The organism is Plantibacter sp. MPB07 (genome assembly GCF_046619465.1).
In the GTDB taxonomy this organism is placed as follows: Bacteria; Actinomycetota; Actinomycetes; order Actinomycetales; family Microbacteriaceae; genus Plantibacter; species Plantibacter auratus.
The window spans coordinates 700,856-726,998 of the sequence record NZ_CP177043.1; the positions used below are offsets into that span (position 1 = coordinate 700,856).

The 26,143-nt window shown below is 70.1% G+C and carries 23 protein-coding genes; 13 read left to right on the forward strand and 10 right to left on the reverse strand.

The window, feature by feature from the left end:
* The first annotated feature begins 2 nt into the window (after nucleotides 1-2).
* The 3 genes from rpmF (at nucleotide 3) to mutM (ending at nucleotide 1,855) form a co-directional block, all read left to right on the forward strand.
* A complete protein-coding gene (gene rpmF / locus ACLIME_RS03340) occupies nucleotides 3-212 on the forward strand; it encodes a 50S ribosomal protein L32 (protein WP_056006932.1) in 210 nt (69 codons plus the stop codon).
* 91 nt (nucleotides 213-303) lie between these two features.
* Nucleotides 304-981 carry a ribonuclease III gene (rnc, locus tag ACLIME_RS03345; RefSeq protein ID WP_086473824.1) on the forward strand — a complete coding sequence of 226 codons (678 nt, stop codon included), beginning with the start codon at nucleotides 304-306 and terminating at the stop codon, nucleotides 979-981.
* Nucleotides 965-1,855 carry a bifunctional DNA-formamidopyrimidine glycosylase/DNA-(apurinic or apyrimidinic site) lyase gene (gene mutM, locus ACLIME_RS03350; RefSeq protein ID WP_079705643.1) on the forward strand — a complete coding sequence of 297 codons (891 nt, stop codon included), beginning with the start codon at nucleotides 965-967 and terminating at the stop codon, nucleotides 1,853-1,855. The genes rnc and mutM overlap by 17 nt, the downstream gene beginning before the upstream one ends.
* Before the next feature lie 3 nt (nucleotides 1,856-1,858).
* Here mutM and ACLIME_RS03355 read toward each other — a convergent pair whose 3' ends face one another.
* The gene (locus ACLIME_RS03355; RefSeq protein ID WP_411558190.1) at nucleotides 1,859-2,941 is read right to left on the reverse strand and encodes an N-acetyltransferase family protein; all 1,083 of its coding nucleotides are present in this window, start codon (nucleotides 2,939-2,941) and stop codon (nucleotides 1,859-1,861) included.
* 149 nt (nucleotides 2,942-3,090) lie between these two features.
* Here ACLIME_RS03355 and ACLIME_RS03360 point away from each other — a divergent pair, with 149 nt between their 5' ends.
* Genes ACLIME_RS03360 through ACLIME_RS03370 form a run of 3 tightly spaced genes read left to right on the forward strand, consistent with a single transcriptional unit; the run spans nucleotide 3,091 to nucleotide 8,195 of the window.
* Complete coding sequence (locus ACLIME_RS03360) at nucleotides 3,091-6,762, forward strand: AAA family ATPase (protein ID WP_079706274.1); 3,672 nt, start codon at nucleotides 3,091-3,093, stop codon at nucleotides 6,760-6,762.
* A 54-nt stretch (nucleotides 6,763-6,816) separates the two neighbouring features.
* Nucleotides 6,817-7,695 carry a signal recognition particle-docking protein FtsY gene (gene ftsY / locus ACLIME_RS03365; protein WP_064296361.1) on the forward strand — a complete coding sequence of 293 codons (879 nt, stop codon included), beginning with the start codon at nucleotides 6,817-6,819 and terminating at the stop codon, nucleotides 7,693-7,695.
* Nucleotides 7,695-8,195 carry a DUF2004 domain-containing protein gene (locus ACLIME_RS03370; protein ID WP_411558191.1) on the forward strand — a complete coding sequence of 167 codons (501 nt, stop codon included), beginning with the start codon at nucleotides 7,695-7,697 and terminating at the stop codon, nucleotides 8,193-8,195. Before ftsY ends, ACLIME_RS03370 begins: the two co-directional genes overlap by 1 nt.
* Before the next feature lie 24 nt (nucleotides 8,196-8,219).
* On the opposite strand, the gene lipA is transcribed toward ACLIME_RS03370, so the two are convergent.
* Together lipA and lipB are read right to left on the reverse strand one after the other, a co-directional pair.
* Nucleotides 8,220-9,236: a lipoyl synthase gene (gene lipA / locus ACLIME_RS03375; protein ID WP_411558192.1), complete on the reverse strand. Its 1,017-nt coding sequence runs from the start codon at nucleotides 9,234-9,236 to the stop codon at nucleotides 8,220-8,222.
* The gene (gene lipB / locus ACLIME_RS03380; protein WP_411558193.1) at nucleotides 9,233-9,907 is read right to left on the reverse strand and encodes a lipoyl(octanoyl) transferase LipB; all 675 of its coding nucleotides are present in this window, start codon (nucleotides 9,905-9,907) and stop codon (nucleotides 9,233-9,235) included. Before lipB ends, lipA begins: the two co-directional genes overlap by 4 nt.
* 103 nt (nucleotides 9,908-10,010) lie before the next feature.
* On the opposite strand from lipB, the gene ffh reads away from it, so the two are divergent.
* Entirely contained in the window at nucleotides 10,011-11,564 is a 1,554-nt protein-coding gene (gene ffh / locus ACLIME_RS03385; protein WP_064296308.1) for a signal recognition particle protein, read from the forward strand.
* A 16-nt stretch (nucleotides 11,565-11,580) separates the two neighbouring features.
* Entirely contained in the window at nucleotides 11,581-11,961 is a 381-nt protein-coding gene (locus ACLIME_RS03390; protein WP_411558194.1) for an META domain-containing protein, read from the forward strand.
* A 10-nt stretch (nucleotides 11,962-11,971) separates the two neighbouring features.
* Here the strand turns inward: ACLIME_RS03390 and ACLIME_RS03395 are convergent, their stop codons facing one another.
* Nucleotides 11,972-13,114 (reverse strand): glutamate--cysteine ligase, encoded by a 1,143-nt coding sequence (locus ACLIME_RS03395; RefSeq protein WP_064296310.1) that lies wholly within the window; start codon nucleotides 13,112-13,114, stop codon nucleotides 11,972-11,974.
* 251 nt (nucleotides 13,115-13,365) lie between these two features.
* On the opposite strand from ACLIME_RS03395, the gene rpsP reads away from it, so the two are divergent.
* The 3 genes from rpsP to rimM are packed head-to-tail and all read left to right on the forward strand — an operon-like array spanning nucleotide 13,366 to nucleotide 14,693.
* Nucleotides 13,366-13,791: a 30S ribosomal protein S16 gene (gene rpsP / locus ACLIME_RS03400; RefSeq protein ID WP_064296311.1), complete on the forward strand. Its 426-nt coding sequence runs from the start codon at nucleotides 13,366-13,368 to the stop codon at nucleotides 13,789-13,791.
* 2 nt (nucleotides 13,792-13,793) lie between these two features.
* Nucleotides 13,794-14,045: an RNA-binding protein gene (locus ACLIME_RS03405; protein ID WP_064296312.1), complete on the forward strand. Its 252-nt coding sequence runs from the start codon at nucleotides 13,794-13,796 to the stop codon at nucleotides 14,043-14,045.
* On the forward strand, nucleotides 14,046-14,693 hold the full coding sequence (gene rimM / locus ACLIME_RS03410; RefSeq protein ID WP_236555410.1) for a ribosome maturation factor RimM: 648 nt from the start codon (nucleotides 14,046-14,048) through the stop codon (nucleotides 14,691-14,693).
* Nucleotides 14,694-14,786: 93 nt separating this feature from the next.
* Here rimM and ACLIME_RS03415 read toward each other — a convergent pair whose 3' ends face one another.
* The 6 genes from ACLIME_RS03415 to nirB form a co-directional block, all read right to left on the reverse strand.
* Nucleotides 14,787-16,448: an FAD-dependent oxidoreductase gene (locus ACLIME_RS03415; protein WP_411558195.1), complete on the reverse strand. Its 1,662-nt coding sequence runs from the start codon at nucleotides 16,446-16,448 to the stop codon at nucleotides 14,787-14,789.
* Nucleotides 16,445-18,598: a molybdopterin oxidoreductase family protein gene (locus tag ACLIME_RS03420; protein ID WP_411558196.1), complete on the reverse strand. Its 2,154-nt coding sequence runs from the start codon at nucleotides 18,596-18,598 to the stop codon at nucleotides 16,445-16,447. The genes ACLIME_RS03415 and ACLIME_RS03420 overlap by 4 nt, the downstream gene beginning before the upstream one ends.
* Nucleotides 18,599-18,635: 37 nt before the next feature.
* Nucleotides 18,636-20,054, reverse strand: coding sequence for an MFS transporter (locus ACLIME_RS03425; RefSeq protein WP_411558197.1), 1,419 nt, complete (start codon nucleotides 20,052-20,054; stop codon nucleotides 18,636-18,638).
* A 177-nt stretch (nucleotides 20,055-20,231) separates the two neighbouring features.
* Nucleotides 20,232-21,395, reverse strand: coding sequence for a uroporphyrinogen-III synthase (locus tag ACLIME_RS03430; protein ID WP_411558198.1), 1,164 nt, complete (start codon nucleotides 21,393-21,395; stop codon nucleotides 20,232-20,234).
* Nucleotides 21,392-22,171, reverse strand: a complete 780-nt coding sequence (gene cobA / locus ACLIME_RS03435) for a uroporphyrinogen-III C-methyltransferase (protein ID WP_411558199.1) — start codon at nucleotides 22,169-22,171, stop codon at nucleotides 21,392-21,394. Before cobA ends, ACLIME_RS03430 begins: the two co-directional genes overlap by 4 nt.
* Nucleotides 22,172-24,775, reverse strand: coding sequence for a nitrite reductase large subunit NirB (gene nirB / locus ACLIME_RS03440; RefSeq protein ID WP_411558200.1), 2,604 nt, complete (start codon nucleotides 24,773-24,775; stop codon nucleotides 22,172-22,174).
* A gap of 205 nt (nucleotides 24,776-24,980) precedes the next feature.
* Between nirB and nirD the strand changes: the two genes are divergently transcribed.
* Entirely contained in the window at nucleotides 24,981-25,355 is a 375-nt protein-coding gene (gene nirD / locus ACLIME_RS03445) for a nitrite reductase small subunit NirD (protein WP_411558201.1), read from the forward strand.
* The gene (locus ACLIME_RS03450) at nucleotides 25,352-26,110 is read left to right on the forward strand and encodes a sirohydrochlorin chelatase (protein WP_411558202.1); all 759 of its coding nucleotides are present in this window, start codon (nucleotides 25,352-25,354) and stop codon (nucleotides 26,108-26,110) included. Before nirD ends, ACLIME_RS03450 begins: the two co-directional genes overlap by 4 nt.
* Nucleotides 26,111-26,143: the final 33 nt, after the last annotated feature.

Consider the following 26,143-nt stretch of genomic DNA (forward strand, 5'->3'; position numbering starts at 1 on the left):
TCATGGCTGGAAACCCCCCGAAGCGGAAGGTCTCGCGCTCGAACACCCGCTCGCGTCGCTCGCAGTGGAAGGCCGCCGTGCCGACGCTCGTGAAGACGGTGGAGAACGGCCGCGTCACGTACAGCCTGCCGCACCGCGCCAAGGTCGTCGAGGACTCGCAGGGCACCGCCCTGTACCTCGAGTACAAGGGCCGCAAGGTCGCAGACGTCTGATCCGCGCGTTGAACGTCCGCGTTCGAACAGCGTGAACACGAATCATTCCGACCACACCGGAATCGGCTCCGCATCGGAGACCGATCCCGGTGTGGTCGTTTTCGCACGGCAACTGGGTGTCGACGTCTCGTACGAGCTGCTCGACTTGGCGCTGACGCACCGCTCGTACGCGTACGAGCACGGTGGACTCCCGCACAACGAGCGCCTCGAGTTCCTCGGCGACTCGATCCTCGGGCAGGCCGTCACCGTCATGCTCTACCGCGACTTCCCGCACCTCGACGAAGGGCAGCTGGCGAAGCGTCGGGCGAGCCTCGTCTCGACGATCGCGCTCGCCGAGGTCGCGCGTTCGATCGGTCTGGGCGAGCGGATCAAGCTCGGCAAGGGCGAGGACCAGACCGGAGGCCGCGACAAGGCGTCCATCCTGGCCGACACGATGGAGGCCGTCATCGGCGCGACGTACCTGTCGGCCGGACCCGACGCCGCGACGGCACTCGTCCTGCGCCTGGTGAACCCCCTCCTCGAGAACCCTGAGCGCTTCGGCGCGGCGATGGACCCGAAGACGAGCCTCCAGGAGGCCGCCGCGGCCATCGGTGCGCCGGCGCCCGTCTACGAGATCGCCAGCTCCGGCCCCGACCACAACCGACGGTTCGTCGCGACGGTCACCGTGGGCACCGCGGTCACGGCGACGGGCTCCGGCACGAGCAAGAAGCACGCCGAGATGGCGGCGGCCCTGGAAGCCTGGTCGAGGATCAGTGCCGGAACTCCCTGAGGTCGAGGTCGTCCGCGCCGGCTTGGAGCCCGCCGTCAGCGGGGCGACGATCGCCGGCGTCGAGGTCTTCGACGAACGCTCCCTGCGCCGCCACGCGAGTGGTGTCGCCGACTTCACGGCACGGCTGACGGGGCGGACCATCCGATCTGCCGTCCGACGCGGGAAGTTCCTCTGGTTCCCCCTCGACGACGATGAGGCGATCGTCGGTCACCTGGGCATGAGCGGGCAGATGCTGCTCCGGTCACCTGGCGATGACGCCGACCGACTCCTGCGCATCCGCTTGCAGCTGGAGCATCCCGAGCACGGCGAGCTCTGGCTGCACTTCGTGGACCAGCGGATCTTCGGCTCCATGGCGGTGACCGCGCTCGTCCCGACGACGGACGGAGCCGCAGGTGGGTTCGGCGACGAGGTCGCGATGGTGCCCGACCAGGTCGCGCACATCGCCCGCGACCCGATGGACCCGGCTTTCGACGACGCCGGCTTCCTGCGACGACTGCGCGAGAAACGCACCGGCGTGAAGCGGGCGCTCCTCGATCAGACCCTGGTGAGCGGGATCGGCAACATCTACGCGGACGAGTCGCTCTGGGCGGCGCGCATCCATCCCGAACAGGAGACCGCCCGTCTCGGGCTCGGACGCGCCGGCCGGCTGCTCGAGGAGGTCCGTGCCGTGCTCGCCAAGGCCCTGGCCGAGGGCGGGACGAGCTTCGACGCCCAGTACGTGAACGTCAACGGTCAGGCGGGGTACTTCGCCCACAGCCTGAACGCCTACGGGCGGCAGGGCAAACCGTGCGCGCGCTGCGGCACGCTCATCGTCCGCGAGCAGTTCATGAACCGGGGCTCGCATCGCTGTCCCGTGTGCCAGCGCCGCACCTGACGATCAGTCGCTGCGGGGGAGTCGGCGCTGCCACTCTCCGGAGTAGCCGACGATGCGGAACCCGAGGCGGTCGTTGATCGCGAGCATGTGCGCGTTCTCGTCGGCGTTCCAGGTGTAGATCCGGGACCGCTCGGGTGCCTGATCGGCGAGTGCGAGGAGGTTCGCCGCCTTCATCCAGAGTCCGAGGCCGTGTCCCCGGTGGTCGGCGAGCACGAGCGTGTCCCACTGCTCCGCGTGTTCCTTGCCCTCGCCGAGGACGAGCTCGCTGTACCCGGCGACCGTGCCGCTGTCGCGGTGGACGGCGGCGACGACGATCGCGTGGTCGCCAGACGCCGCCAGCTGGTCCTCGCGGGCGCGGACCCGCTCGGGCGTCCAGACCTCGGGGTCGAGCTCCAGATCGGCGGCCGGGATGTCCGTTGCCATGTGTTCGCGGGCCGTGGCGAGTGATCTGAGCAGTTCGTCGGGGGTGCGATCCAACCAGTGCACGAGGCGGTACTCGTGCCCGGCTCGGGCGGTCGACGCCGCGACGATGTCCGGCAGCTCCCCGAGCATCGAGGCGAGGTCGCAGCGATTGGTCCGCTCGACCTGGGCGAGGGCGTATCCACGATCGAGCATGAACCGGCTCGCCGCGGCGTTCGCAGGGATAGCCCGTTCGCCGACGCTCGCACCGAGGAGTGGTTCGTCGGCCGGGATGTCGTCGACGGCGTGCTGGGTGAAGGCGGTCACTGTCGGGCGACCGGCCGCGAGGGCCCGTCGTTCCAGCTCCACCAGGAGCGCTGTGCCGATCCCACGACGACGCGCGTCAGGGAGGACACCGACGTCCAGGGAGGCCGTCGCCGCGTCGGCCTCGGTGCCGTACCCGAGCCAGCCGCGACCGACCACACGGCCGTCGAGGGCGGCGACGAGCAGGACGCGTCGCTGGAACCGCTGGTCGCGGTACTCGGGCAGGGTCATTGCGGAGGTCAGAGCGAAGTCGTCGGTGGACCAGATCTCCGCTTCGAGCGTGTTCGCGACCTCCTGGACCGCTTCGAATACTGCTGAGCTCCCGGACGCCGGGATCTCGACCTCGTCGATCGTGACGCGCATCGTCGCCTCCCTCCCGCACCAGACCGTCCTGGGTGATGCGGTCCATGCTACGACCGCCCCGGCGGGCCGTCACAGCGTGGTGTCCCTCGTCCGTCCGCGGATTCGCTACCGTAGTGCACAGCATCCGCGACGCGGGAGAGGAGGTGCGCGTGTACCTGAAGAGCCTGACGCTCAAAGGGTTCAAGTCCTTCGCGCACCCCACCACCTTCGCATTCGAGCAGGGCGTCACCTGCGTCGTGGGTCCCAACGGTTCCGGCAAGTCGAACGTCGTCGACGCGCTCGCCTGGGTGATGGGCGAGCAGGGGGCGAAGACCCTCCGCGGCGGCAAGATGGAGGACGTCATCTTCGCCGGCACGTCGACCAGGGGCCCGCTCGGTCGAGCCGAGGTCACGCTCACCATCGACAACAGCGACGGCGCACTGCCCATCGAGTACACCGAGGTGACGATCAGCCGCACCCTGTTCCGCAACGGCGGGAGCGAGTACGCCATCAACGGCGACACGTGCCGGTTGCTCGACGTCCAGGAGCTCCTCAGCGACTCCGGGCTGGGCCGCGAGATGCACGTCATCGTCGGGCAAGGACAGCTCGACGCGGTGCTGCGGGCGACGCCCGAGGAGCGACGCGGCTTCATCGAGGAGGCGGCCGGCATCCTGAAGCACCGTCGACGCAAGGAGAAGACGCTCCGGAAGCTCGAGGCGATGCAGACCAACCTCACGCGGCTGAGCGACCTCGCCGGGGAGATCCGTCGGCAGCTGAAGCCGCTCGGCCGTCAGGCGGAGATCGCCCGGGAGGCGCAGACGATCGCAGCGGTCGTCCGCGACGCCCGCGCTCGGATCCTCGCGGACGACGTCGTGGGCCTCCGGCGTTCCCTCGACGAGCACAACCGGTCGGAGAGCGAGCGCCACAGCGAGCGCCTCGTCCTGCAGGAGCAGCTGGAACAGGCAGAACTGCGGATCAACCGGATCGAGCAGGCGCAACTCGGCGACGCGGTCGACGACGCCCGCCGGATCACCTTTGAACTCGAGAGCGTGCAGGAACGCCTCCGGAACCTGTACACGCTGGCCAACCAGCGGCTCGCCCTGCTCGGATCATCGACGGACACGACGGCCGCCGAACCGCGGATCACGAAGCAGATGGTCGCCGACGCGACCGCCGAGATCGACGGACTGCGGGTGGCGGTCGCCGACGCGGAGCGCGCGTTGCAGGAGGCGCAGGCGGACACCCGCGCGAAGCGCGCCGCACTCGACGCGGTGGACGTCGAGATCGCGGCGCAGAGCGCGCTCGTGTCACGACACGACCTGGAGCTCTCCAAGCTCGCGGGCGCCGTCGACGCCGCCGGGTCCAAACTCGCCGCGGTCCGTGGCGAGGCGTTGCGCCAGCAGAACGCGATCGACGCCGCTGCCCTCCGTCTGGACGCCGCACGGCTGGAGTACGAGGCGCTCGAGGACGACCCGACCCTGGCGGACGCCGCCGACTCCGGACTCGACGACGCCTACGAGGCGGCCCAACGCGGCGCAGCGGAGGCCGAGGGGGAGATCGAGGGCCTGCGCGAGCAGCTCCACACCCTCGAACGTGAACGCGATTCGCTCGGCGCCAAGACCAGTGCACTCTCGCGCGCCCTCGACCTCAAGACCGGCTCGGCCGAACTCGCTGCGAGCGGGATCGACGGGATCGACGGGATCGTCGCGGACCGGGTGCAGGTCCGACCCGGCCACGAGTCGGCGGTGGCCGCAGCGCTCGGCACGCTCGCGGAGGCCGCCGTCGCCGTCGACCGGCACGCCGCCCGTCGGGCGCTCGATCACGCGGCCGACCAGGATCTCGGCCGGGTCGAGATCGTCATCGCCGACGGTGCGCGAGACGTCCCGGACGCGCCCGCCGGGTTCACCTCGGCTGCCGAGCTGGTGGAGGCCCCTCCTGGCGTGCTAGGGATCCTCGCCTCGGTCCTCGTCGTCGACTCGCTCGACGACGCGATCGCGGCGTACGACCGACTCGGCTCGTCACTCAGCGCGTTCACCCTCGTGACCCGTGACGGCGCGGTCGTCACGGACAGCATCGTCCGCGGGGGGAGCGGCGGAGCGCAGAGCCGCATCGAACTGCTGGCTGAACGCGATGCGGCAGCCGATCGACACGGCGAGGTCGAGTCGCTCATCGAACGGGCGCGCTTCGCTCTGGCCGAGCAGCGCACGATCCTGCAGGAGGCGAAGCAGACCGCGCAGGCGGCGCTCAGCGCCCTCCGCGAGTTCGACGCCAACCGTGCCTCACAGGCCGAGCGCGTGAACCGGGTCACGGTCCGGTACGAATCCGCGCAGGCCGAACACGACCGCCTCCTCGCAGCTGCCGGGACGGCGGAGGCGGCCGTCGCCGACGCCGCTGCCGCCGTGGAGCGGGCCAAGCTGGACCACGACACCGCTCGCGCGCGTCCACGACCGCTCCTCGACGTCTCGGCACGCGACGGGCTCTCCGCCGAACTGGACGCGGCGCGCGAGGCCGAAGTGCAGCACCGCCTCCTCCTCGAGACCGCGCGCGAACGCGTGCGGGCGGAGGAGCTCGCGGTCGCGAACCTCGAGCGGCAGCGGCAGGCCGACCAGGCGGCAGCTGAGGAAGCGGCTCGGCGTGCCGTCATCCGTGCGCGCCAGGCCGCGGCCGCCACCGCGGTGACGGAGGCGCTCCCGCCCGTCCTCGACTCGGCCGACCGGTCGGTCACCGAGGCCCGCGTCGCCCTCGCGGCAGCCGAGGCGACGCGGTCCAGCCGGAACGCCGAACTCGTGCGACTGCGCGGCGAGGAGCACACGCTCCGGCAGCGGCTGCAGGTCGTCACCGAGAGCGTCCACGGCCTCGAACTCCAGATCTACGAGAAGAAGCTCCACTTGTCCGGTCTGCTCGAGCGCGCCGGGTCGGAGCTGGGACTCGTCGAGGACGTGCTCGTCGCGGAGTACGGGCCTGAGGTTCCGGTGCCCGTCGACCCGCCGACACCCCGCGCGACCGCCCGCTCGGCTGTGCGAACGGCCGACGACACCGGTCCGGAGGTCTCACCCGAGACGACGACACCCGACTCGGACGAGGCGCCCGAGGCACTTGCCGACGGACCCGCGACGCCGGACGCCGAGCCGGAGGAGGAACCTACCGAAGAGTCGGACGACGTGCCGACGACGCCCTACGTCCGCGCCGAGCAGCAGAAGCGTCTCGCAGCAGCGGAGCGCACCTACGCCCAACTCGGGCGGGTCAACCCGCTCGCGCTCGAGGAGTTCGCGGCACTCGAACAGCGCCACCGCTTCCTCACCGAACAGCTCGCCGACCTCACCAGCACCCGCGCCGACCTGCTGTCGATCATCGAGGACATCGACGGGAAGATGGAGGTCATCTTCGCCTCGGCGTTCGCCGACACCGAAGCGGCCTTCACCGAGGTGTTCCCGATCCTGTTCCCGGGCGGCACGGGCAGCATCTCGCTCACCGACCCCGAGCACATGCTCACCACGGGCATCGAGGTGTCGGTCAAGCCCGCCGGCAAGAAGATCGAGCGCCTGTCGCTCCTGTCGGGCGGGGAGCGCTCGCTCGCCGCGGTCGCCCTCCTCATCGCCATCTTCAAAGCCCGACCGAGCCCGTTCTACATCATGGACGAGGTGGAGGCGGCCCTCGACGACGCGAACCTCGGGCGGCTCCTCACCATCTTCGAGGACCTCCGTCAGACGAGCCAGCTCATCGTCATCACGCACCAGAAGCGCACCATGGAGATCGCCGACGCCCTCTACGGCGTCTCGATGCGCCAGGACGGGGTGTCGGCCGTCGTCGGTCAGCGCGTGGCAGCAGAACGCGCGAGCTGATCCGGTCTCGTCCCCACGCGACGGGACCGCGTCGCCGACGGCTACGCTGAGACCATGGCTGCACGCACACCCTGGTCACTCTCCGGTGCCCTCAAAGGCATGTTCCAACGTCCGACGATCGACGAGACCACCTGGGAGGACCTCGAGGACGCGCTCATCGGCGCGGACTTCGGCCCCGACGTCACCGAGTCGATCGTCACGGGCCTGCACGCCTCCGTGGACCGCTACCGGACCACCGACCCGCGCGACCTCCAGCGCATGCTGCGCGAGGAGGTCGAGGAGCGGCTGTCGAAGTTCGACACGACGCTGAAGCTCAGCGAGCGTCCGGCGGTCGTCCTCGTCGTCGGCGTCAACGGGGTCGGCAAGACGACCACCATCGGCAAGTTCGCGAAGTTCCTCCGCAACTACGACCGCACCGTCGTCGTGGGGGCAGCGGACACCTTCCGCGCCGCTGCCGTCGAGCAGCTGGCGACCTGGGCTGAGCGCGCGGGCGCACAGATCGTCCGCCCCCAGCAGCAGGGGCAGGACCCGGCCTCCGTCGCCTTCCAGACGATCGAGTACGCCAAGCAGACCGGCACCGAGATCGTCATCATCGACACCGCTGGTCGGCTGCAGACGAAGGGCGGGCTCATGGACGAGCTGTCCAAGATCCGTCGCGTCGTCGAGAAGCAGGCGCCCATCGCCGAGGTCCTCCTCGTGCTCGACGCGACGACCGGTCAGAACGGTCTGTCACAGGCGCAGGCGTTCATCGAGCACGCCGGGGTGACCGGGCTCGTCCTGACGAAGCTCGACGGCTCCGCGAAGGGCGGGTTCGTCCTCGCCGTGCAGGAGAAGACCGGCATCCCGATCAAGCTCGTCGGTCAGGGCGAGGGCATCGGCGACCTCACCGGCTTCACGCCGCACGTCTTCGCACAGAACCTGGTGGGCAGCTGATGGCGATCGAACACGACTACTTCGGCATCATCGCGACCGAGCCTGGCGGTGGCGTCTACTGGTCCGACAACATCGACGTCGGGGAGCAGTCCGTCTCCATCTCGTTGAGCGCCCCCGAAGAGGACGACATCCCGGCCGACGCACTCGACCTGGCGGCGGCGATGATCCTCGCTCTGGAGGGCTTCGACCTGCGCTCGCGTGAGGCGATGCTGAGCGAGGTCGACGACCGCACCTCCGAGGTGACCGAGTACATCATCCAGGCCGTCGAGGAGCTGGGGGAGTCCCTGCCGGACGTCCTGGTCGACGAGTCCGGAGACCGCGACGTCGACGTCATCCGGTCGATGACGCTGCTGAGCGTCGGGTTCGCGCCGCACCAGCACAACGGCGACGAGGCGTTCGCGATCTTCGAGTACTCGCTCGACGCGGACCAGCTCGACGGCGTGCTCATGGTCGCGTACAGCTCCGACGGCGAGGTCACCGGGGTCACGAGCGAGGACTGAGCCCGACCGGTCGAGGCGTCGGCCTCAGACCGCCTGGGCGAAGCCGAGTGAGGCGTCTGCGAGGTGCTGCAGTCCCTCGGGGACCGCGCGGCCCTTGGCCGTCATCGACTGCGCCCAGAGGCGTCCGGCGCGATAGGACGATCTGACGAGCGGTCCCGCGAGCACACCGAGGAACCCGATCTCCTCGGCCTCCTCCTTGATCTCCAGGAACTCCTGCGGCTTGACCCAGCGGTCGACCGGGAGGTGTCGAGGCGTCGGCCGGAGGTACTGGGTGACGGTGATGATGTCGGTGCCGGCCTCGTGCAGATCCTCGAGCGCCTGACTGATCTCGCTCCGGTCCTCGCCCATGCCGAGGATGAGGTTGGACTTCGTGATGAGGCCGGCGGCACGCGCCTGGGTCAGGACGTCGAGGGAGCGCTCGTAGCGGAAGGCGGGCCTGATCCGCTTGAAGATGCGTGGGACCGTCTCGACGTTGTGTGCGAAGACCTCCGGTCGGGAGGCGAACACCTCGCCGAGGAGGTCGGGGTTGCCGGAGAAGTCGGTCGCGAGGATCTCGACGCCCGTCCCCGGGTTCGTCTCGTGGATGCGCCGGACGGTCTCGGCGTGCAGCCACGCCCCTTCGTCGGGGAGGTCGTCGCGCGCCACACCGGTGACGGTCGCGTAGCGCAGCCGCATCCGCTGCACCGAGTCGGCCACCCGCCGTGGCTCGTCGCGGTCGTAGTCGGCGGGCTTGCCGGTGTCGATCTGGCAGAAGTCGCAGCGCCTCGTGCACTGCGACCCTCCGATGAGGAAGGTCGCCTCGCGGTCCTCCCAGCACTCGAAGATGTTCGGGCAGCCGGCTTCCTGGCAGACCGTGTGGAGGCCCTCCTCCTGCACGAGCGCCTGGAGCTGTCGGTACTCGGGTCCCATCGTCGCGCGGGTCTTGATCCAGTCGGGCTTCCGCTCGATGGGGGTCTGGGCGTTCCGGACCTCGAGTCGCAGGAGCTTCCGTCCGCCGGTGTCCGCCGTGGGAACGGGTGCCGGTGCGCCGCAGCCGCTCACGCGGCCGCTCCGATCGTGGTCACGGACGCGGCCGTCCAACCGGGCCGGAGCGCTTCGAAGATCTCGGAGACGCGCTCGGCGACGTCGCTCGGCGTGATCCGTCGACCGAGCTCGGCGCTGATCGTGGTGACCCCGGCATCGGCGATACCGCACGCGACGATGTGGCCGAAGGGCTCGAGGGAGTTGTCGCAGTTGAGCGCGAAGCCGTGCAGCGTGACCCCCGCCTGCACCCGGACACCGACGGCGCCGATCTTCGCGGCCGGTCCGCCGGCGACGGGGTCGACCCAGACACCCGACCGTCCGTCGATGCGGCGGCCGCTGACGCCGAGCTCGGTGATCGTCTGCAGCATGACCTCCTCGAGCAGGCGGACGTGCGCGACGACGTCGACCGGCTCCGGGAGGCGGACGATCGGATAGCCGGTGAGCTGTCCGGGTCCGTGCCAGGTGATGCGGCCGCCGCGGTCGACCTCGACGACCGGTGTGCCGTCGTCGGGACGCTCATGCGGCCGGGTCAGCTTGCCCGCCGTGTACACGGGCTCGTGTTCGCACAGGATGAGGTGCTCCGGCCCTGCTCCGCTGACGACCGCCTCATGGACCCGACGCTGCAGCGCCCAACCCTCGCGGTACGGGACGAATGCGGGCGCGAGCCCGGCGATGAGGAGCTGTGTCATGGCCGCCACGATAGCATTGTTGGACGCCGTCCAAATACTCATCTTCCAGCCGTGGCGGCGATCGACCGGGTCGCGTCGCGGTCTGCCCTAAACTGGAGGGATCATGGCAACGTTCGGCACACTCTCTGACCGCCTCGCGGACACGTTCAAGAACCTCCGCACCAAGGGCAAGCTCTCCGCGGCCGATGTCGACGGCACCGTCCGCGAGATCCGTCGCGCCCTCCTCGACGCGGACGTCGCACTCGACGTCGTCAAGGACTTCACGGGTCGCGTACGCGAGCGCGCCCTCGGCGACGAGGTGAGCAAGGCCCTCAACCCGGCGCAGCAGGTCGTCCAGATCGTCAACGACGAGCTCGTCACGATCCTCGGCGGACAGCAGCGCCGTCTCGAGTTCGCGAAGAAGCCACCGACCGTCATCATGCTCGCCGGGCTCCAGGGCGCCGGAAAGACGACACTCGCGGGCAAGCTCGCCAAGTGGCTCAAGAAGGACGGCCACACGCCGCTCCTCGTCGCGTCCGACCTCCAGCGCCCCAACGCCGTCAACCAGCTCCAGGTCGTCGGAGAGCAGGCGGGCGTCCCCGTCTACGCTCCCGAGCCCGGCAACGGGGTCGGCGACCCGGTCAAGGTCGCCCGCGACGGCGTCCGGTTCGCCGAGCAGAAGCTCTACGACACCGTCATCGTCGACACCGCCGGACGACTCGGCGTCGACGCCGAGCTCATGAAGCAGGCGTCGAACATCCGCAAGGCGGTCGATCCCGACGAGGTCCTCTTCGTCATCGACGCGATGATCGGTCAGGACGCGGTCGCGACGGCCAAGGCCTTCCTCGACGGCGTCGACTTCACCGGTGTGGTGCTCTCGAAGCTCGACGGCGACGCCCGCGGTGGTGCGGCACTCTCGATCGCCTCGGTCACCGGACGCCCCATCATGTTCGCGTCGACCGGTGAGGGTCTCGACGACTTCGAGCCGTTCCACCCCGACCGCATGGCGAGCCGGATCCTCGACCTCGGTGACATCCTCACCCTCATCGAGCAGGCGCAGCAGAACTTCGACGAGGAGGAGGCGCGCAAGGTCGCGGAGAAGTTCGCGACCGACTCCTTCACGCTCGACGACTTCCTCAAGCAGATGCAGCAGCTGCGCGGCATGGGTTCCATCAAGAAGATGATGGGCATGCTCCCCGGCATGGGGCAGATGAAGGAGCAGCTCCAGAACTTCGACGAGCGCGAGATCGTCCGCACCGAGGCCATCATCCAGTCGATGACCACGGCCGAGCGCACGAACCCGAAGATCCTCAACGGATCCCGGCGCCTGCGCATCGCCAAGGGTTCCGGCATGACCGTCACCGAGGTCAACGCCCTCGTCAACCGCTTCGAGCAGGCGGCCAAGATGATGAAGACCGTCGCCAAGGGTGGCGTGCCGAACATCCCCGGGATGGGTCCGGTTCCCGGTGCACGGACGAACCGACCGAAGCCGCAGGCCAAGAAGAAGGGTTCCCGCTCAGGCAACCCGGCCAAGCGCGCGGCGGAGAACGCCGGCGCCGTCGAGACGCAGGCCGCCGCTACGGGTGCTGGATTCGGCCTCGGCGGCGGTTCGTCGTCGGGATCGGCAGCCCCGACCGAGGCGGAGCTCGCCGAGCTGCAGAAGTTCCTGGGTCGCTGAGTCGAGCGGAGGCGGTATGCGCGCGCTGAGGGCGGCGGCTTCGGTCGTCGGAGTCGTCCTGGCCGCGGGACTGCTCGCCGGGTGCTCGGCGCCGTCTCCGGGCGAACGCGTCCTGGGCACCTGGGGTGAGGGGACCGGCGCTGCCGACCCGCACCTGGTGTTCACCGACGACGGTCGCGTGAGTGGTTCGGACGGCTGCAACAGCCTCTCCGGCTCCTGGCGCGCCGAGGACGACGCGGTCGTCGTCTCCGACGTCGCGAGCACCCTGATGGCGTGTCCGGGCGTCGACACCTGGCTACGGGGGATCGCACAGGCGACGCTCTCGGATGACGGCGGGCGCCTGACCGTGACCGACGACGCCGGCACGCGGATCGGGACGCTCGACCGCGCTGAGTGACGCCGCCTCGTCAGGCGGAGGGCTGGACCCCGTGTCGCAGCTCCTTCGCGAGCGAGCTCACGACCGCCTGCAGGCTGCCGCCGTTCGCGTGGGCGACGGCGAGCTGTCGCTGGTAGCTCGCGCCGTGCTCGATGATCGTGGCGATGCTCGCCAGTTCGTCCGCACAGCCGAGCCGGCGAGCGACCGGCGCGAGGGTGTCGAGCAGGTCGTGCAGGTCGTCGGTCACGAGGCGCTCGTGGCCCGAGGAGTCGAGGATGATCTCGGCGTCCAGGCCGTACCGCGCCGCACGCCACTTGTTCTCGCGGACGTACCACGGCTGCAGGGTCTGCAGGCGCTCTCCGGCGTCGAGGCGGTCGGACAGGTGTTCGGTGAGGCAGTGGATGAGCGAGGCGAGGGCGCCGAACTCCGCGACGGTCGACGCTCCGTCGCACGCGCGCATCTCCACCGTGCCCCACTGCGGCGACGGTCGAACGTCCCAGCGGACCTCGGTGTGGTCCTCGATGATGCCGGTCACCGTCATGTCGTCGACGTAGGCCTCGAACTGCTCCCAGTCCGAGAGCTGGTAGGGGAGGCCCGCCGTCGGGAGCTGCTGGAACATGAGCGCGCGGTTCGACGCGTACCCGGTGTCGACCCCGCCCCAGTAGGGGCTGGACGCCGACAGCGCCTGGAGGTGGGGCAGATAGGTCAGCAGTCCGTTCATGATCGGGAGGACCTTGTCGACCGTCTCGACGCCGACGTGCGCGTGCACGCCCCAGATCATCATGTTGCGGCCCCACCACTGGGTGCGGTCGATGAGCTTGTGGTAGCGGGGCTTGTCGGTGACCTGCTGGTCGTACCACTGGCCGAACGGGTGCGAACCGCTGCAGATGAGTTCGACGCCCATCGGATCCGTGATCGCCCGCACCTCGGCCAGCTGGCCCTCGAGGTCCGCGATCGCCTCGGGGACCGTGTGGTGCACACCCGAGACGAGTTCGACGGTGTTGAGCAGCAGCTCGTTGGTGATCTGCGGATGATCGGAACCGTCGCTCGGGCGGAGTTCCGACAGGACGGTGTCCGCTGCGCCGACGAGATCGCCGGTGTCGCGGTCGACGAGGGCGACCTCCCATTCGAGGCCGACGGTCGAACGCTCGGATCTGGCGAACTCGATGGGCATTGGCGTCGACCTCCCGCAGGGCGCGGCCGGATGCCACGCGCCAGCCCATCTTCACACGGGGTGGAGGGGTCATCCGGTATCGGTGTCGCCGGATTACCCAGATCGCCCGATGTCTGGCAGAATAGAGAGTTGAGTCTGCGCGGAGTTCGACCCTCTATCCGACGCCCGCAGCAACCACAGTTTTCGCGTCGAGCGTGTGGCCCCACCTTTCGGCAGCGAGCACATCAAACATCACATCATTCAGGAGAATCGTGGCTGTCAAAATCCGTCTCAAGCGTCTCGGCAAGATCCGTGCGCCGTACTACCGCATCGTCGTCGCAGACTCGCGCACGAAGCGCGACGGTCGTGTCATCGAGGAGATCGGCAAGTACCACCCCACCGAGGAGCCCTCGTTCATCGAGGTCGACTCCGAGCGTGCGCAGTACTGGCTCAGCGTCGGCGCCCAGCCGACCGAGCAGGTCGCAGCGCTCCTCAAGCTCACCGGTGACTGGGGCAAGTTCAAGGGCGACAAGGACGCCGTGAGCACCGTCCGCGTCAAGGAGCCGAAGGCCGCCTTCGTCGCCGACGAGAAGAAGAAGCCCGTCCTCAAGCCGAAGGCTGAGGCCCCCGCGGCCAAGGCTGCTCCGGCCGAGGCCGAGGCGCCCGCTGCCGACGCCGCTGAAGCAGAGCAGGCGTAGTCTTGCTCGCTCCCGCGCTCGAACATCTCGTCAAGGGGATCGTCGATCACCCGGATGACGTTCGCGTCACGGCACAGAACTCCGCCCGTGGCGAGGTCCTCGAGGTTCGTGTGAACCCCGAGGACCTCGGCCGGGTCATCGGTCGTGCCGGCCGGACGGCCAAAGCCCTGCGCACCCTCGTGGCAGCGCTGGCAGACGGTCGGCGGGTCCGGGTCGACGTGGTCGACACGGACGCCTCCGGCGCCAGCGCGTAGGTGGCGGACGAGACGGAGCCGAAGACCCAGTTGCGGGTCGGTCGGCTCACGAAAGCCCATGGCCTGAAGGGCGCCCTGAAGGTCGAGCTCTACACGGATGAGCCGGAGCACCGGTTCACCCCGGGCGCGACGTTCACGCTCCAGGTCCCCGCAGGATCGAAGTGGCGCGGCAAGACGCTCGAGCTCATCGAACTGCGCTGGTACAACAGCCAGCCGGTCGCCTTCTTCGTCGGCATCTCCGATCGCAGTGAGGCGGAGACCCTCGTGAAGGCGATCCTCTGGGTGGAGCAGGACCCCACCGAGCTACCGGTCGACGACGACGCGTGGTACGACCACCAGCTCGTCGGGTTGGCCGTGCACCGCGACGGCGTCGCCGTCGGTACCGTCGCTCGCGTCGACCACTTCCCGGCTCAGGACCTCCTGATCGTGAAGACCGGCGACGGCGAGGTCATGGTCCCGTTCGTGAAGGCGATCGTCCCCACGGTCGACATCGCTGCCGGGATCGTCACGGTCACGCCGCCAACCGGTTTGTTCGAGGAACTCCCGGAGGCCGACGACGCCCCCGAGACGACGACGGCCGGCCCAGCCGAATCCGAGGCCTCCGACGAGGCTCAGGACGACACCGGAGCGTCGCAGCCGGAGCAGTAGATCGCGTTCCGAGTCGGTTCTCCCGGCTCGGAACACCCACGACGGAGGCGTCGGTTGCGTGCAACCGGCGCCTCCGTCGTCGTCTCCGGCAGATCACGCCGGTACCGGCTCGCTCTGACGATCACCGTCCGCGACCCGCTCGAGGACCGCGGCGATCCGGCCGGTGCACCCACCGCAGCCGGTACCGGCGCGGGTTGCCTTGCCAATGCAGGCGACCGTGGTACTGCCCGATTGCGCGGCATCCATGATCCTGCCGACCGTCACGCCGTTGCACGTGCAGACGGTCGTCGAGGGGGCGAACGCATCGGCGGAGGCACCACCGATCGCGTCCGGCCCGTCGAGCCGGAGGAGGACCGAGCGATCCGCCGGCAGTTCGCCGCCCCCGTCGTACAGGAGCGTCAGCTCGGCCGCAGTTCGCGGCATACCGATGCAGACGAAGGCGGTCAGGACCCCGGCGCGGGTGATCATCTTGACGTAGCGGCCGTGGTCGGGGTCCGCCCACACCGAGACGCTGCGCGGAGCGGCCGGATGCACGCTGCACCCGTCAGCGGTCGTCGACTCGACGTCCCAGGGCTCGGCCTGGACGTCGCCGACCGCGACGACGTCGACCCGCTCGGCCTTGAGTGCGACGGTGCTCGCCCGCTCGACCGGTGGTGGACCCAGCTCGAGCGGTGGTCCGCCGGCCGCGGCCTCGATCAGGAATCGAGCGGCGAGCCACTCGGCCTGCCGCCATCCTGGGCCGATGAGCCCCGACGGGCCGCCGGGGACGATGCGCTCGCTGCGCAGCTCCGGTGTCGGCGCCAGCACGTGCGCGCAGTCACCGATGGCGAAGATCCGTTCGTCCGACCAGCTGCAGAGGTCTTCGCCGACGAGCACGCCGGAGCCGACACGGACCCCGGCGAGGATCGCCAGATCGGCGCGTGCGCTCACCCCGCACGACAGGACGAGCAGATCGCCGGTGATCCGTTTCCCGTCAGCGGTGATCAGCGCGTCGAAGTGCCTCCCGCCCGCGGGGTCGTCCCGATGACCGACCGCCTCGGCGCGGCTGTGTGCGATGACCTCCACTCCCGCTGCCCGGAGCGCCGCGGCGAGCACGGAGCCGCCGCCGCGGTCGAGGTTCCGCGGCATCGGGGTGGGGCCGTGGTGGACGACGACCACGTCGGCGCCGGCGCGCGCGGCGGAGAGCGCGAGCTCCAGTCCCAGGACACCGGCACCCAGGACGACGATCCGGCCGCCCGATCGGACGACCTCGGCGACGGCGTCGGCGTCCGCGAGGTCACGCAGGGTGCAGACGCCGCGGGGGAGGTCGTGGTCGGACAGCAGCAACGACCGTCCGTACTTCTCGAGCGCCGGGAGGTCCCGCTTCCGTCGATCGACGCCGTCGAGTGTCGGAACGTTCGCGCGCGCACCCGTCGCCAAGACGAGGCGGTCGTAGGGGAGCGTCTCCCCGGTGTCGAGTTCGACGGTCCGCGTCTCGCGATCGATCTGCATCGCGGTCGTGCCGCGCAGGACACGGATACCGTCCGAGGCGAGGTCCTCGGCACTGACGAGCGTCATGTCCGCGAGTCCGGTCGAGCCGACCGCGTGATCGGCGACCAGCACCCGGTTGTACGCGTCGACCGGTTCCTGCCCGACCACGGTCACGTGGATCGAGCCGTTCCGCACGCCAGGGGCGACCTCCTCGGCGAATCGCGCACCGACCGGGCCGAATCCGACCACGACGATGCGGAGTGCGCGACCTGGTCGCGGACTCATCGGAGGGCTCCGGTCGCTGTGGCTTCCGGCAGCGGCGCGCCAGCGGCCGGGCGCAGCCGCACCGCCGCGCGCTTGAAGTCCGGCATCCCCGAGATCGGATCGACCGCGTCCTGCGTCAGGAGGTTCGCCGACGCGTCGCCCGGGTAGTGGAACGGCAGGAAGACGGTGTCGTGACGGATGTCGCCGTCGACACTGGCTCGAGCCGTCAGCGTGCCCCGACGGTTCGAGACCTCGACCAGTCCGCCTTCGACGATCCCGAGTCGTGCCGCCGTCGCGGGGTGGACCTGGACGAAGACTTCGGGACGGGCGTCGTCGAGCTCGGGGACGCGGCGGGTCTGAGTGCCCGACTGGTAGTGCTCGAGGAGGCGTCCGGTCGTCAGGGTGAGTTCCTCCCCGGTCTCCGGTGACTCCGAGACCGTCGCGGGGCGGACCGGGATGATCCGGGCGAGACCGTCGTCGTGTGCGAACCGTTCCGTGAACAGCCGGGGCGTGCCGCCGCTGCCGACGGGGAACGGCCAGTACGCGGCGAGCCCGGTGTCGAGGAGAGCGTGGCTCAGTCCCGAGTAGTCGGCGAGGCCTCCGGCGGATGCGGCCGCCAACTCGTCGAACACGATCGACGGGTCCAGCTCGAATCGGCCCGGAGCATCGAGACGACGGGCGAGTTCGTGCATGATCCAGAGCTCGCTGCGGACGCCGACCGGAGCATCGAGCGCCCGCCGGCGGCGGATCACGCGCCCCTCCAGCGAGGTCATGGTGCCCTCCTCCTCCGCCCACTGCGTCGTCGGGAGGACGACGTCTGCGAGCGCGGCGGTCTCAGACAGGAAGAAGTCGCAGACGACGAGCAGCTCGAGGCGGCCGAGTCCGTCCCGGACCGTCTGCACGTTCGGAGCGGATACGACGACGTTCGAGCCGTGGACCAGGAGGGCGTGCACACCGTCTGGTTCACCGAGGCGGTTGAGGAGGGCGACGGCCGGCAGCCCGGGACCCGGGATCGACTCGACCGGTACACCCCATACCTCGGCGACGTGACGGCGGGCTTCCGGATCGGTGATCTTGCGGTACCCGGGCAGTTGGTCGCACTTCTGACCGTGTTCGCGACCGCCCTGGCCGTTGCCCTGGCCGGTGAGCGTGCCGTAGCCCGATCCCGGCCGGCCCGGTAGTCCGAGCACGAGTGCGAGGTTGATGGCGGCGGTGGCCGTGTCGGTGCCGTCGACATGCTGCTCGACGCCGCGACCGGTGAGGATGTAGGTGCCGTCCGAGGCGGCGAGCCGACGAGCCACGTCTCGGAGGACCGGCGCCGGCACGCCGGTCACGGATTGGACGCGTTCCGGCCACCACGCGCTCACGCTGCGGCGCAGGCCGTCCAGCCCGGTCGTGCGCTCGGCCAGGTAGGCCTCGTCTGCGAGCCCTTCGGCGAGGACGATGTGCGTGAGCCCCAGGAGCAGGACCAGATCCGTCCCGGGCGCGGGCTGCACGTGGAGTCCACGACCGGTCTCGGTGAGTCGCACGGTGGCCGAGCGGCGCGGATCGACCACGATGAGGCCACCGGAGGCCTGAGCACCGACGAGATGACCGATGAACGGGGGCATCGTCTCCGCGACGTTGGATCCGAGGAGGAGGACGGTCGACGCACCGTCGAGGTCCTCCAGTGGGAACGGCAGCCCCCGGTCGATCCCGAACGCACGGTTGCCCGCTGCCGCGGCGGAGGACATGCAGAACCGGCCGTTGTAGTCGATCCGGCTCGTCCCGATCGCGATCCTGGCGAACTTGCCCAGCTGGTAGGCCTTCTCGTTCGTGAGGCCACCGCCTCCGAAGACTCCGATCGCGTCCGCCCCGCGCTCACCACGGATGCGGAGGATGGTCGATGCGACGAGGTCGAGGGCCGCATCCCAGCTCGTCTCGACCAGCTCACCGGTGGCGTCGCGCACCAAGGGGGTCGTGAGGCGATCGCCCCGCGCGAGGAGCTCGGCCGACGTCCACCCCTTCTTGCAGAGGCCGCCCCGGTTCGTCGGGAAGTCCCGCCCGGCGACGTCGACCGGGAGCCTCGGAGCGACCCCGTCCACCGCCGTCGTTCGGGTGAGGGACATCGCGCACTGCAACGCGCAGTACGGGCAGTGGGTGTCGGTCACCGGGGCGGTGGGACGAGGCATGCGTGGTCCTTCGGTCAGGAGCGGGTGGAGCGACGGCTCACAGTCGTTGGCCGGCGAGTGACGCGTTCTTGCGGAAGTAGACGAGGAAGGTGACCGCGAACAGGACGACATACGCGCCGATGAAGCCGATGAACGCGGCCGAGTAGCTACCGGTCGCGCCGTGCGAGAGCCCGAGGATCTGTGGGATGACGAAGCCGCCGTAGGCACCGATCGCGGAGATGAGCCCGAGCGCGGCGGCGGCCTTGCGCTGCGTCCCGACGTCGCCGCTGCGGTGGTGGGCGTCGCGCAGGCCGGATCGCGCCGCGAAGACGCTCGGGATCATGCGGTACGTCGAGCCGTTCCCGACACCGGCGGCGACGAACAGGAGCAGGAAGCAGCCGAGGAACAGCCAGAAGTTCGCCAGCGGCAGGGTCCACAGCACCGCGAGCGCTCCCAGGGCCATGACGGCGAACGCACTCATCGTGACGACGGCCCCACCGAAGCGGTCGGCGAGACGCCCACCGAAGGGGCGTGCCAGCGAACCGATCAGGGCTCCGAGGAACGCGAGCGAGATCGACGCGGAACCGACGGCGAAGGAGGAGAAGTCGGGGAACTGGTCCGCGATGAGCTTGGGGAACACACTCGCGAAGCCGATGAACGAGCCGAAGGTGCCGATGTACAGGAGCGCGAGCAGCCAGAGGTGCGGTTCCCGGAGCGCGGCGGCGGATCCGCGGAGGTCCGCCTTCGCTGACGACAGGTTGTCCATGTAGCGGTAGGCGCCGAACATCGCGAGGAGGATGAAGGGGACCCAGATCCATCCGGCGAGGCTCAGGTTGAGGGTGGCGGCGGCTCCGACGGTGACCGCGATGGGGACGACGAACTGCGCGACCGCTGCACCGAGGTTGCCGCCCGCCGCGTTCAGCCCGAGCGCCCAGCCCTTCTCCCGCTGCGGGTAGAAGTAGGTGATGTTCGACATGGAGCTGGCGAAGTTGCCACCGCCGAAGCCGGCGAGCCCGGCGACGACGAGCATGACGCCGAACGGGGTGTCCGGATTGCTCACACACAGCGCGAGCGCGATGGACGGGATGAGGAGCAGCCCCGCCGAGATGATCGTCCAGTTCCGGCCGCCGAAGCGCGGGACCATGAACGAGTACGGGAACCTGAGGGTCGCACCGACGAGGCTCGGCATCGAGATGAGCCAGAAGGTCTCGGCCGTGGAGAACGAGAACCCGGCCGTCGGGAGCATGACGACGACGATGCTCCAGAGCTGCCAGACCACGAAGCCGAGGAACTCCGCGAAGATCGACCACCGGAGGTTCCGCCCGGCGATGCCGCGGCCCTCCCGGTCCCAGAACGCGCTGTCCTCGGGGTTCCACCCGTCGATCCAACGACCGGGGCGGTGGGTCAGTGCGACCGGGGTGACGGTCGGTGTCGCCGCGGTCGGTGGGGCGTCGACTGCTTCGAGGTTCGTGGTCATGGCTGCTCCGAGCGTTCGGTGAAGCGGGACGGGACGTGTGCTGTCTCCGAAGCTACCGACGCCGTGTTTCGGGGCCCCACCCGCGAGGTAACACCTGGATCACCGCCTGCTCACAGGCACTCATCACCCCGGTGAGGCGGATGACCGCGCGCGGTCCAGGAGCCGGACCGGGCGCCGTCAGACGTCGAGGCGGTAGCCGCGCTTGACGATCGTGTTGATGAGTCCGGGGACGCCGAGCGTCTGGCGGAGGCGGCTCATCTGTACTTCGAGCGCGTGGTGGTCCGCGGCTGCGGGCAGCGCGTCGGCCAGTGCGGAGCGCGAGAGGACGGCTCCGTTCGCGCGGACGAGGGCGCGGAGGAGCGCGAGGGAGTTCGGGGGGAGCCGGACCCGCGAGCCGGGCAGCTCCACGATGGCGCCACGGATGGCGATCGGGCCGTGCAGCGTCTCGGCTCGGAGGATCGCGTGCTGTTCGAGATGCTCGCACAGCAGCCGGATGAGTGCCCCCATGCGGAACCGCTCGGGGACGATGGGCTCGATGTCCTGGGCGAGCAGTGGCGCCGCCGTGACCGGGCCGACGGCCGCGCACAGCACGTCGCGACGGAAGGCGTCGACGACGGCGTCCTCCTGACCGAGTGCCTCCGCGGCCGTGAACAGGGCGACGACCGACGGGGCGCTCGTGAAGGTGACCGCGTCGAGCGAGCCACTGACGATCGCCTCGACGAGTCGCCGCACGCGCTCGTCGGTCGCATCGGGGTCCGTCCACCGGTAGGGGGCGACCGTGTGCACCTCCTGGTGGACGGCACGGAGCCGTTCGAGCTGGCGCTCGTCGGTGTACCCGTGGAGCTGGACGGCGACGCGGAGACCGGCCGGGTAGTCGGCGAGCACCTTGTCGACGAGGGAGGCGGTGGTCTCGCGGTCGCTCATGCCCACGTCGTTCAGACCGGCTGCTCGGATGGCACCGCGTGCCTTGGGACCACGGACGAGGATGGCCGTCTCGGCGAGCGCCTCGAGGAGTTCGTCGCCGAGTCCAGCGGCGTCGGCGACCTCGAACCACCGTCGGATGCCGTACGAGGTCGTGGCGAGCAGGACGTCGGGGCGTGCGGCGATGATGTCGCGCGTGTCGTCGATGAGCGGTTCGTCGTGCTGTGCGTGTGCGATCCGCAGCGTCGGTGCGTGCACGACGGTGGCGCCGCGCCGCTCGAAGGCGTCGATGAGGTCCTGCGATCGACGGTCGCTCGTCACGCCGATCCGGAAGCCCTCGAGCTGGTCCGCCCGGAATCCCGGGACCGGGGTCGTGACGTCCGGGCCGGCGTCAGCGGCCGGCGGGGTGGTGTCGGTCACGCCGATGCCCCCAGACGTTCGGCCCGCGCCAGCAGTTCCGAGGCCTCGGCGTCACCGTCGAAGGCGAAGGCGACGACGTGGCCGATCACGATGACGGCCGGTGACCGCACGCCGGCGGCCGCGGCGACGTGGAGGATCGTCCCGAGGTCGGCCACGGTGGTGCGCTGGGTCTCGCTGTAGCCGCGCTCGATGATCGCGACGGGTGTGTCGGCGGCGAGCCCCGAGGTGAGGAGCCCGTGGGAGATGGAGGGCAGCGTGCCGACACCCATGAGGACGACGATCGTCCCACCGAGGCCGGCGAGGTGACGATGTTCCTCGTCGGAGAGCGGCGCATGACCGCTGACCACGGTGAAGAGATGACTCAGGTTCCGGTGCGTGAGGGGGATCCCGGCAGCCGCGGGCACAGCGACGGAACTCGAGACGCCCGGGATCACGCGGACGGGGACGCCCGCGCGATGGCAGGCCAGGACTTCCTCGCTGCCGCGCCCGAAGACGTACGGGTCGCCTCCCTTGAGGCGGACGACCGCCGCGCCGTCGAGCGCGTGTCGCACCATGACGGTCTCGATACCGTCCTGTCCGATCGGGTGATGGCCAGGGCGCTTGCCGACGTCGACGAGGAGCGCGTTCGGGGCGAGCTCGGGGAGGGTGTCGTGGGGTGCGAGCCGGTCGTAGAGGACCACGTCCGCGTCTCGGAGGGCCTCGACGGCAGCGACGGTCAGCAGCGCGGGATCGCCCGGTCCGCCGCCGACGAGCGTGACCCTGCCTGGACCCGACATCTATGCCCCTTCCCTCACTGGAATGGTAGGCCCTGCGAGATAGACGGCCTCGCCGCGCTCGATCTCCTCCGTCGTCGCGGGCCGGTACTGGCCTCGCTCCGCGACCCGCGCGAGTCGCGGTTCGGCATCGCCCGGCTCGTTGACGAAGGAACGGAACCGGCGGAGGCGCTCCGGGTCGGCGAGGGTCGCCGCCCACTCGTCCTCATACCCGTCCACATGTGCGGCCATGGCCTGTTCGAGTTCGGCGGCGAGTCCGAGCGAGTCCTCGACGACGACCTCCCGCACGTGGTCGAGTCCGCCGTCGAGGTCCTCCATCCACCTGGCGGTGCGCTGCAGTCGGTCCGCCGTCCGGATGTAGTACATGAGGTAACGGTCGATGTACCGGATGAGCGTCTCGTCGTCGAGGTCTCCGGCGAGGAGCTGCGCGTGGGTCGGCTGGAACCCTCCGTTGCCGCCCACATACAGGTTCCAGCCCTGCTCGGTGGCGATGATCCCCACGTCCTTGCCACGTGCTTCAGCGCACTCGCGCGCGCACCCCGACACCCCGAACTTGAACTTGTGCGGTGCCCGGAGGCCGCGGTACCGGAGTTCGAGGTGGACCGCCATGCCCACGGAGTCCTGCACACCGAAGCGGCACCAGCTGGACCCGACACAGCTCTTCACGTTGCGGAGCGACTTCCCGTACGCCTGTCCGGACTCGAAGCCGGCGTCGACGAGGATGCGCCAGATGTCGGGCAGCTGTTCGAGGCGGGCGCCGAACAGGTCGATCCGTTGACCGCCCGTGATCTTCGTGTAGAGCCCGTAGTCGGTGGCGACCTGTGCGATCACCGCGAGCTTCTGCGGTGTGATCTCGCCACCGGGGATCCGGGGGACCACGGAGTAGGTGCCGTCCTTCTGCATGTTCGCGAGCGCCCGGTCGTTCGTGTCCTGCAGCGTCCCCCGGCCGCCGTCGAGGATGTACCCACCCTGCTGGCTGGCCAGGATGGAACCGATCACCGGCTTGCACACGTCGCAGCCGCGTCCGGTGCCGTAGCGAGCGAGGATCTCGTCGAAGGAGGTGAGACCGAGCACCCGGATGGTCTCGAAGAGCTCCTGCCGGGACAGCTCGAAGTGTTCGCAGAGTGCGCGCGAGACGGCGATGCCGGACTTGGTCAGCTCCGTCTCGAGGATCTTCTTCACGAGCGGGACGCAGGAGCCACACTGGGTCCCGGCGCGGGAGCAGGTCTTGAGCGCCCCCAACTCGGTGCACGCCTCGCCGTGCACGCCCGCGATCGCGTCGCGGACGGTCCCCGCGGTGACGGCGTTGCATGCGCAGACGAGCGCTGCGTCGGGGAGCTCGTCCCCGGCCGGTGCCTCGATCCCTGACGCCGACAGGTAGGCGGCCGGCTCACTCGACAGCTCGGCGCCGAGGAGCGGGCGCAGCGAGGCGTAGGGCGAGGCGTCGCCGACGAAGACCCCGCCCAGGAGGGTCTTGGCGTCGTCCGTCATGACGAGCTTCTGGTACAGCCCACGCGCCGGGTCCGCGTACACGATCTCGAGACTCTGCTCCGTGCGTGCAAGTGCGTCGCCGAAGCTCGCGACGTCGACGCCGGACAGCTTGAGTTTCGTGGCGTCGTCGACGGTCGTGAACTCCGCCTCGCCACCGAGCAACCGATCCGCGACGACCTCGGCCATCGCGTTCGCCGGCGCGACGAGGCCGGTGCATCGACCGTCGAAGCAGGCGACCTCGCCGATGGCCCAGACACCAGGCGCAGACGTCCTGCAGTCGGTCCCGATCACGACCCCACCGCGGTCACCGAGCTCGATCCCGGCATCGCGGGCCAGCTCGTCCCTGGCGCGGATACCGATCGCGAACACCACGATGTCGACGTCGACCTGCTGGCCGCTCGAGAACTTCACGCCCGAGACACCGCCCTGCTCGTCCACGAGGATCGACCGTGGCCTCGTCCCCAGGTGCAGACCGATGCCCTGGCCGCCGATGATGCGCCCGAGGGCTCGACCGGCTCCCTCGTCCAGCTGGGCGGACATGAGCCACGACCCGGAGTGCACGACGCTCGCCTCGGCACCGAGCCGTGCCGCGCCACCGGCAGCCTCGAGCCCGAGCAACCCGCCGCCGGCGACGATCACCCGGGCGGGACGACCTCGCAGGGAGCCGATGCGCTCGATCTCCGACACCAGCAGGTCCACGTCGTCGATCGTCCGGTAGACGAGGGCGTGTTCCGAACCGTCGATCTCGGGCACCGGGGCCGAGGAGCCGGTCGCCAGGACCAGCTCGTCGTACGAGACGACCCGCCCCAGGGAGGTGTGGACCGTCCGGGCCTCGCGGTCGATCCGTTCGGCGCGTTCGCCCAGCAGGAGCGACACGTGCTGCTCGTCCCAGACGCCCGTCGGCGCGAGCGTGAGGTCGATCACCGCATCGTCGAGACGCTTGCTCAGTGCCACACGATCGTAGGGACGGTGGAGCTCTTCACAGACGACCGTGATGTGCATGGTGCGCCCGGCGTCGCGACTGTGCAGGGCATCGACCAGACGGTGTGCGGCCGGGCCGCCGCCGACCACGACGACGCGACGCGGCAGATCTCCTGCGGTGGGATCGATCATCATGGGCCCCCTCGGCTCGTGTTCCAGCGAGCGTACTGACGCGGCGTTTCCGGACCGTTGCCCGCATGTGTCCCGAACGCGTCCAGGACCGCACACGACGCCCGGGCGGATGTGAGGTCGGTTTCACCTCACCGAAACGTCACGAGTGATCCGACGAAACACCCCGCCCGTAGCGTCGGTGCTCCGACGCACGACCAGGAGGCCGACGATGAGCATCACGATGCAGGAGCACACCGGGCGGACGGCGCTCGCCGAGTGGCGACGCGTCTGCGCCATCGACGACCTCGAACTCTCCTGGGGCGAGGTGGCGTTGCTCCACGCCCGGCAGATCGCGGTGTTCCGCATCGGCGCAGATGAGGTCTACGCCGTCGACCATCGGGACCCGCACACGGCCGCGCCGGTGATGGCTCGCGGCATCGTCGGTTCTCGAGGGGAGCGACCGACGATCGCGTCACCGTTGCACAAGCAGGTGTACGACCTCGGCACGGGTGAGTGCTTCACCGACCCGAACCTCTTCCTCCAGACGTTCCGCACCCGCATCGTGGGCGGGTTCGTGGAGATCGAGCTGGGGGAGGACGCATGACCTTGCTCGAGACCGCGGTGCGCCGCCCGCAGACGCGTCCGCGGACGAGTCCGGCGCTCCTGGCCGTGTCCCACGGGACGAGTTGCCCGATCGGACAGGCCTCCGTCGCCGCGCTCGTCGACGCCGTCGGACGATCGCGTGCCGATCTCCACGTCGCCGGTGGCTTCGTCGACGTCCAGCAGCCCGACGTCCCGGCCACCCTCGGTTCGATCGAGCCCGAGCGGCCCGCGGTGGTCGTGCCGTTGCTCCTGTCCGCGGGGTTCCACGTCCACGTCGACCTCGTCGAGGACCTCGAGGCGACGGATCGGCCGACGGCACTCGGACGGGCGATGGGACCGGACGACCGCCTCGTAGCGGTCCTCGCCAGGCGACTGGAGGCGCTGCACGTGACGCCCGACGATCGGATCGTGCTCGGAGCGGCCGGGTCCACCGACGCCAGGGCCGTCGCCGACTGCGTCGACATGGGACGTCGACTGGAGTCGCGACTGCGGGTGCCGGTCGAGACGGCGTTCGTCTCCGCGGCTCAGCCGTCGGTGCCCGATGCGGTGGTCGCGGCTCGAACGAGTCGACCGCGAGGGCGGGTCATCATCGCCACCTACCTGCTGGCGCCCGGCTACTTCGCGCGGCTGCTCGAGGAGGCGGGAGCGGACCTCGTGACGCCGCCGCTCCTCCACCTCGGCGAGGTTCCCGATCCGGGCATCGTCGGCCTCGTGGTCGACCGCTACGAGGAGGCCTCGGCCGGGCTGTCGGGCTGACCGACGCGACCGGGAGGACGACCGTCGCGCGAA

Bases quoted from the DNA above. Each gene is read 5' to 3' on its own strand.
- lipB (WP_411558193.1), bottom strand. From the start codon at position 9,907: ATGACACAGCTCCTCATCGCCGGGCTCGCGCCCGCATTCGTCCCGTAC.
- ftsY (WP_064296361.1), top strand. From the start codon at position 6,817: ATGGCTGCACGCACACCCTGGTCACTCTCCGGTGCCCTCAAAGGCATG.
- ffh (WP_064296308.1), top strand. From the start codon at position 10,011: ATGGCAACGTTCGGCACACTCTCTGACCGCCTCGCGGACACGTTCAAG.
- ACLIME_RS03390 (WP_411558194.1), top strand. From the start codon at position 11,581: ATGCGCGCGCTGAGGGCGGCGGCTTCGGTCGTCGGAGTCGTCCTGGCC.
- nirD (WP_411558201.1), top strand. From the start codon at position 24,981: ATGAGCATCACGATGCAGGAGCACACCGGGCGGACGGCGCTCGCCGAG.
- ACLIME_RS03355 (WP_411558190.1), bottom strand. From the start codon at position 2,941: ATGCGCGTCACGATCGACGAGGTCGAGATCCCGGCGTCCGGGAGCTCA.
- ACLIME_RS03420 (WP_411558196.1), bottom strand. From the start codon at position 18,598: ATGCCTCGTCCCACCGCCCCGGTGACCGACACCCACTGCCCGTACTGC.
- ACLIME_RS03415 (WP_411558195.1), bottom strand. From the start codon at position 16,448: ATGAGTCCGCGACCAGGTCGCGCACTCCGCATCGTCGTGGTCGGATTC.
- ACLIME_RS03395 (WP_064296310.1), bottom strand. From the start codon at position 13,114: ATGCCCATCGAGTTCGCCAGATCCGAGCGTTCGACCGTCGGCCTCGAA.
- ACLIME_RS03450 (WP_411558202.1), top strand. From the start codon at position 25,352: ATGACCTTGCTCGAGACCGCGGTGCGCCGCCCGCAGACGCGTCCGCGG.
- ACLIME_RS03425 (WP_411558197.1), bottom strand. From the start codon at position 20,054: ATGACCACGAACCTCGAAGCAGTCGACGCCCCACCGACCGCGGCGACA.
- cobA (WP_411558199.1), bottom strand. From the start codon at position 22,171: ATGTCGGGTCCAGGCAGGGTCACGCTCGTCGGCGGCGGACCGGGCGAT.
- ACLIME_RS03370 (WP_411558191.1), top strand. From the start codon at position 7,695: ATGGCGATCGAACACGACTACTTCGGCATCATCGCGACCGAGCCTGGC.
- nirB (WP_411558200.1), bottom strand. From the start codon at position 24,775: ATGATGATCGATCCCACCGCAGGAGATCTGCCGCGTCGCGTCGTCGTG.
- rpmF (WP_056006932.1), top strand. From the start codon at position 3: ATGGCTGGAAACCCCCCGAAGCGGAAGGTCTCGCGCTCGAACACCCGC.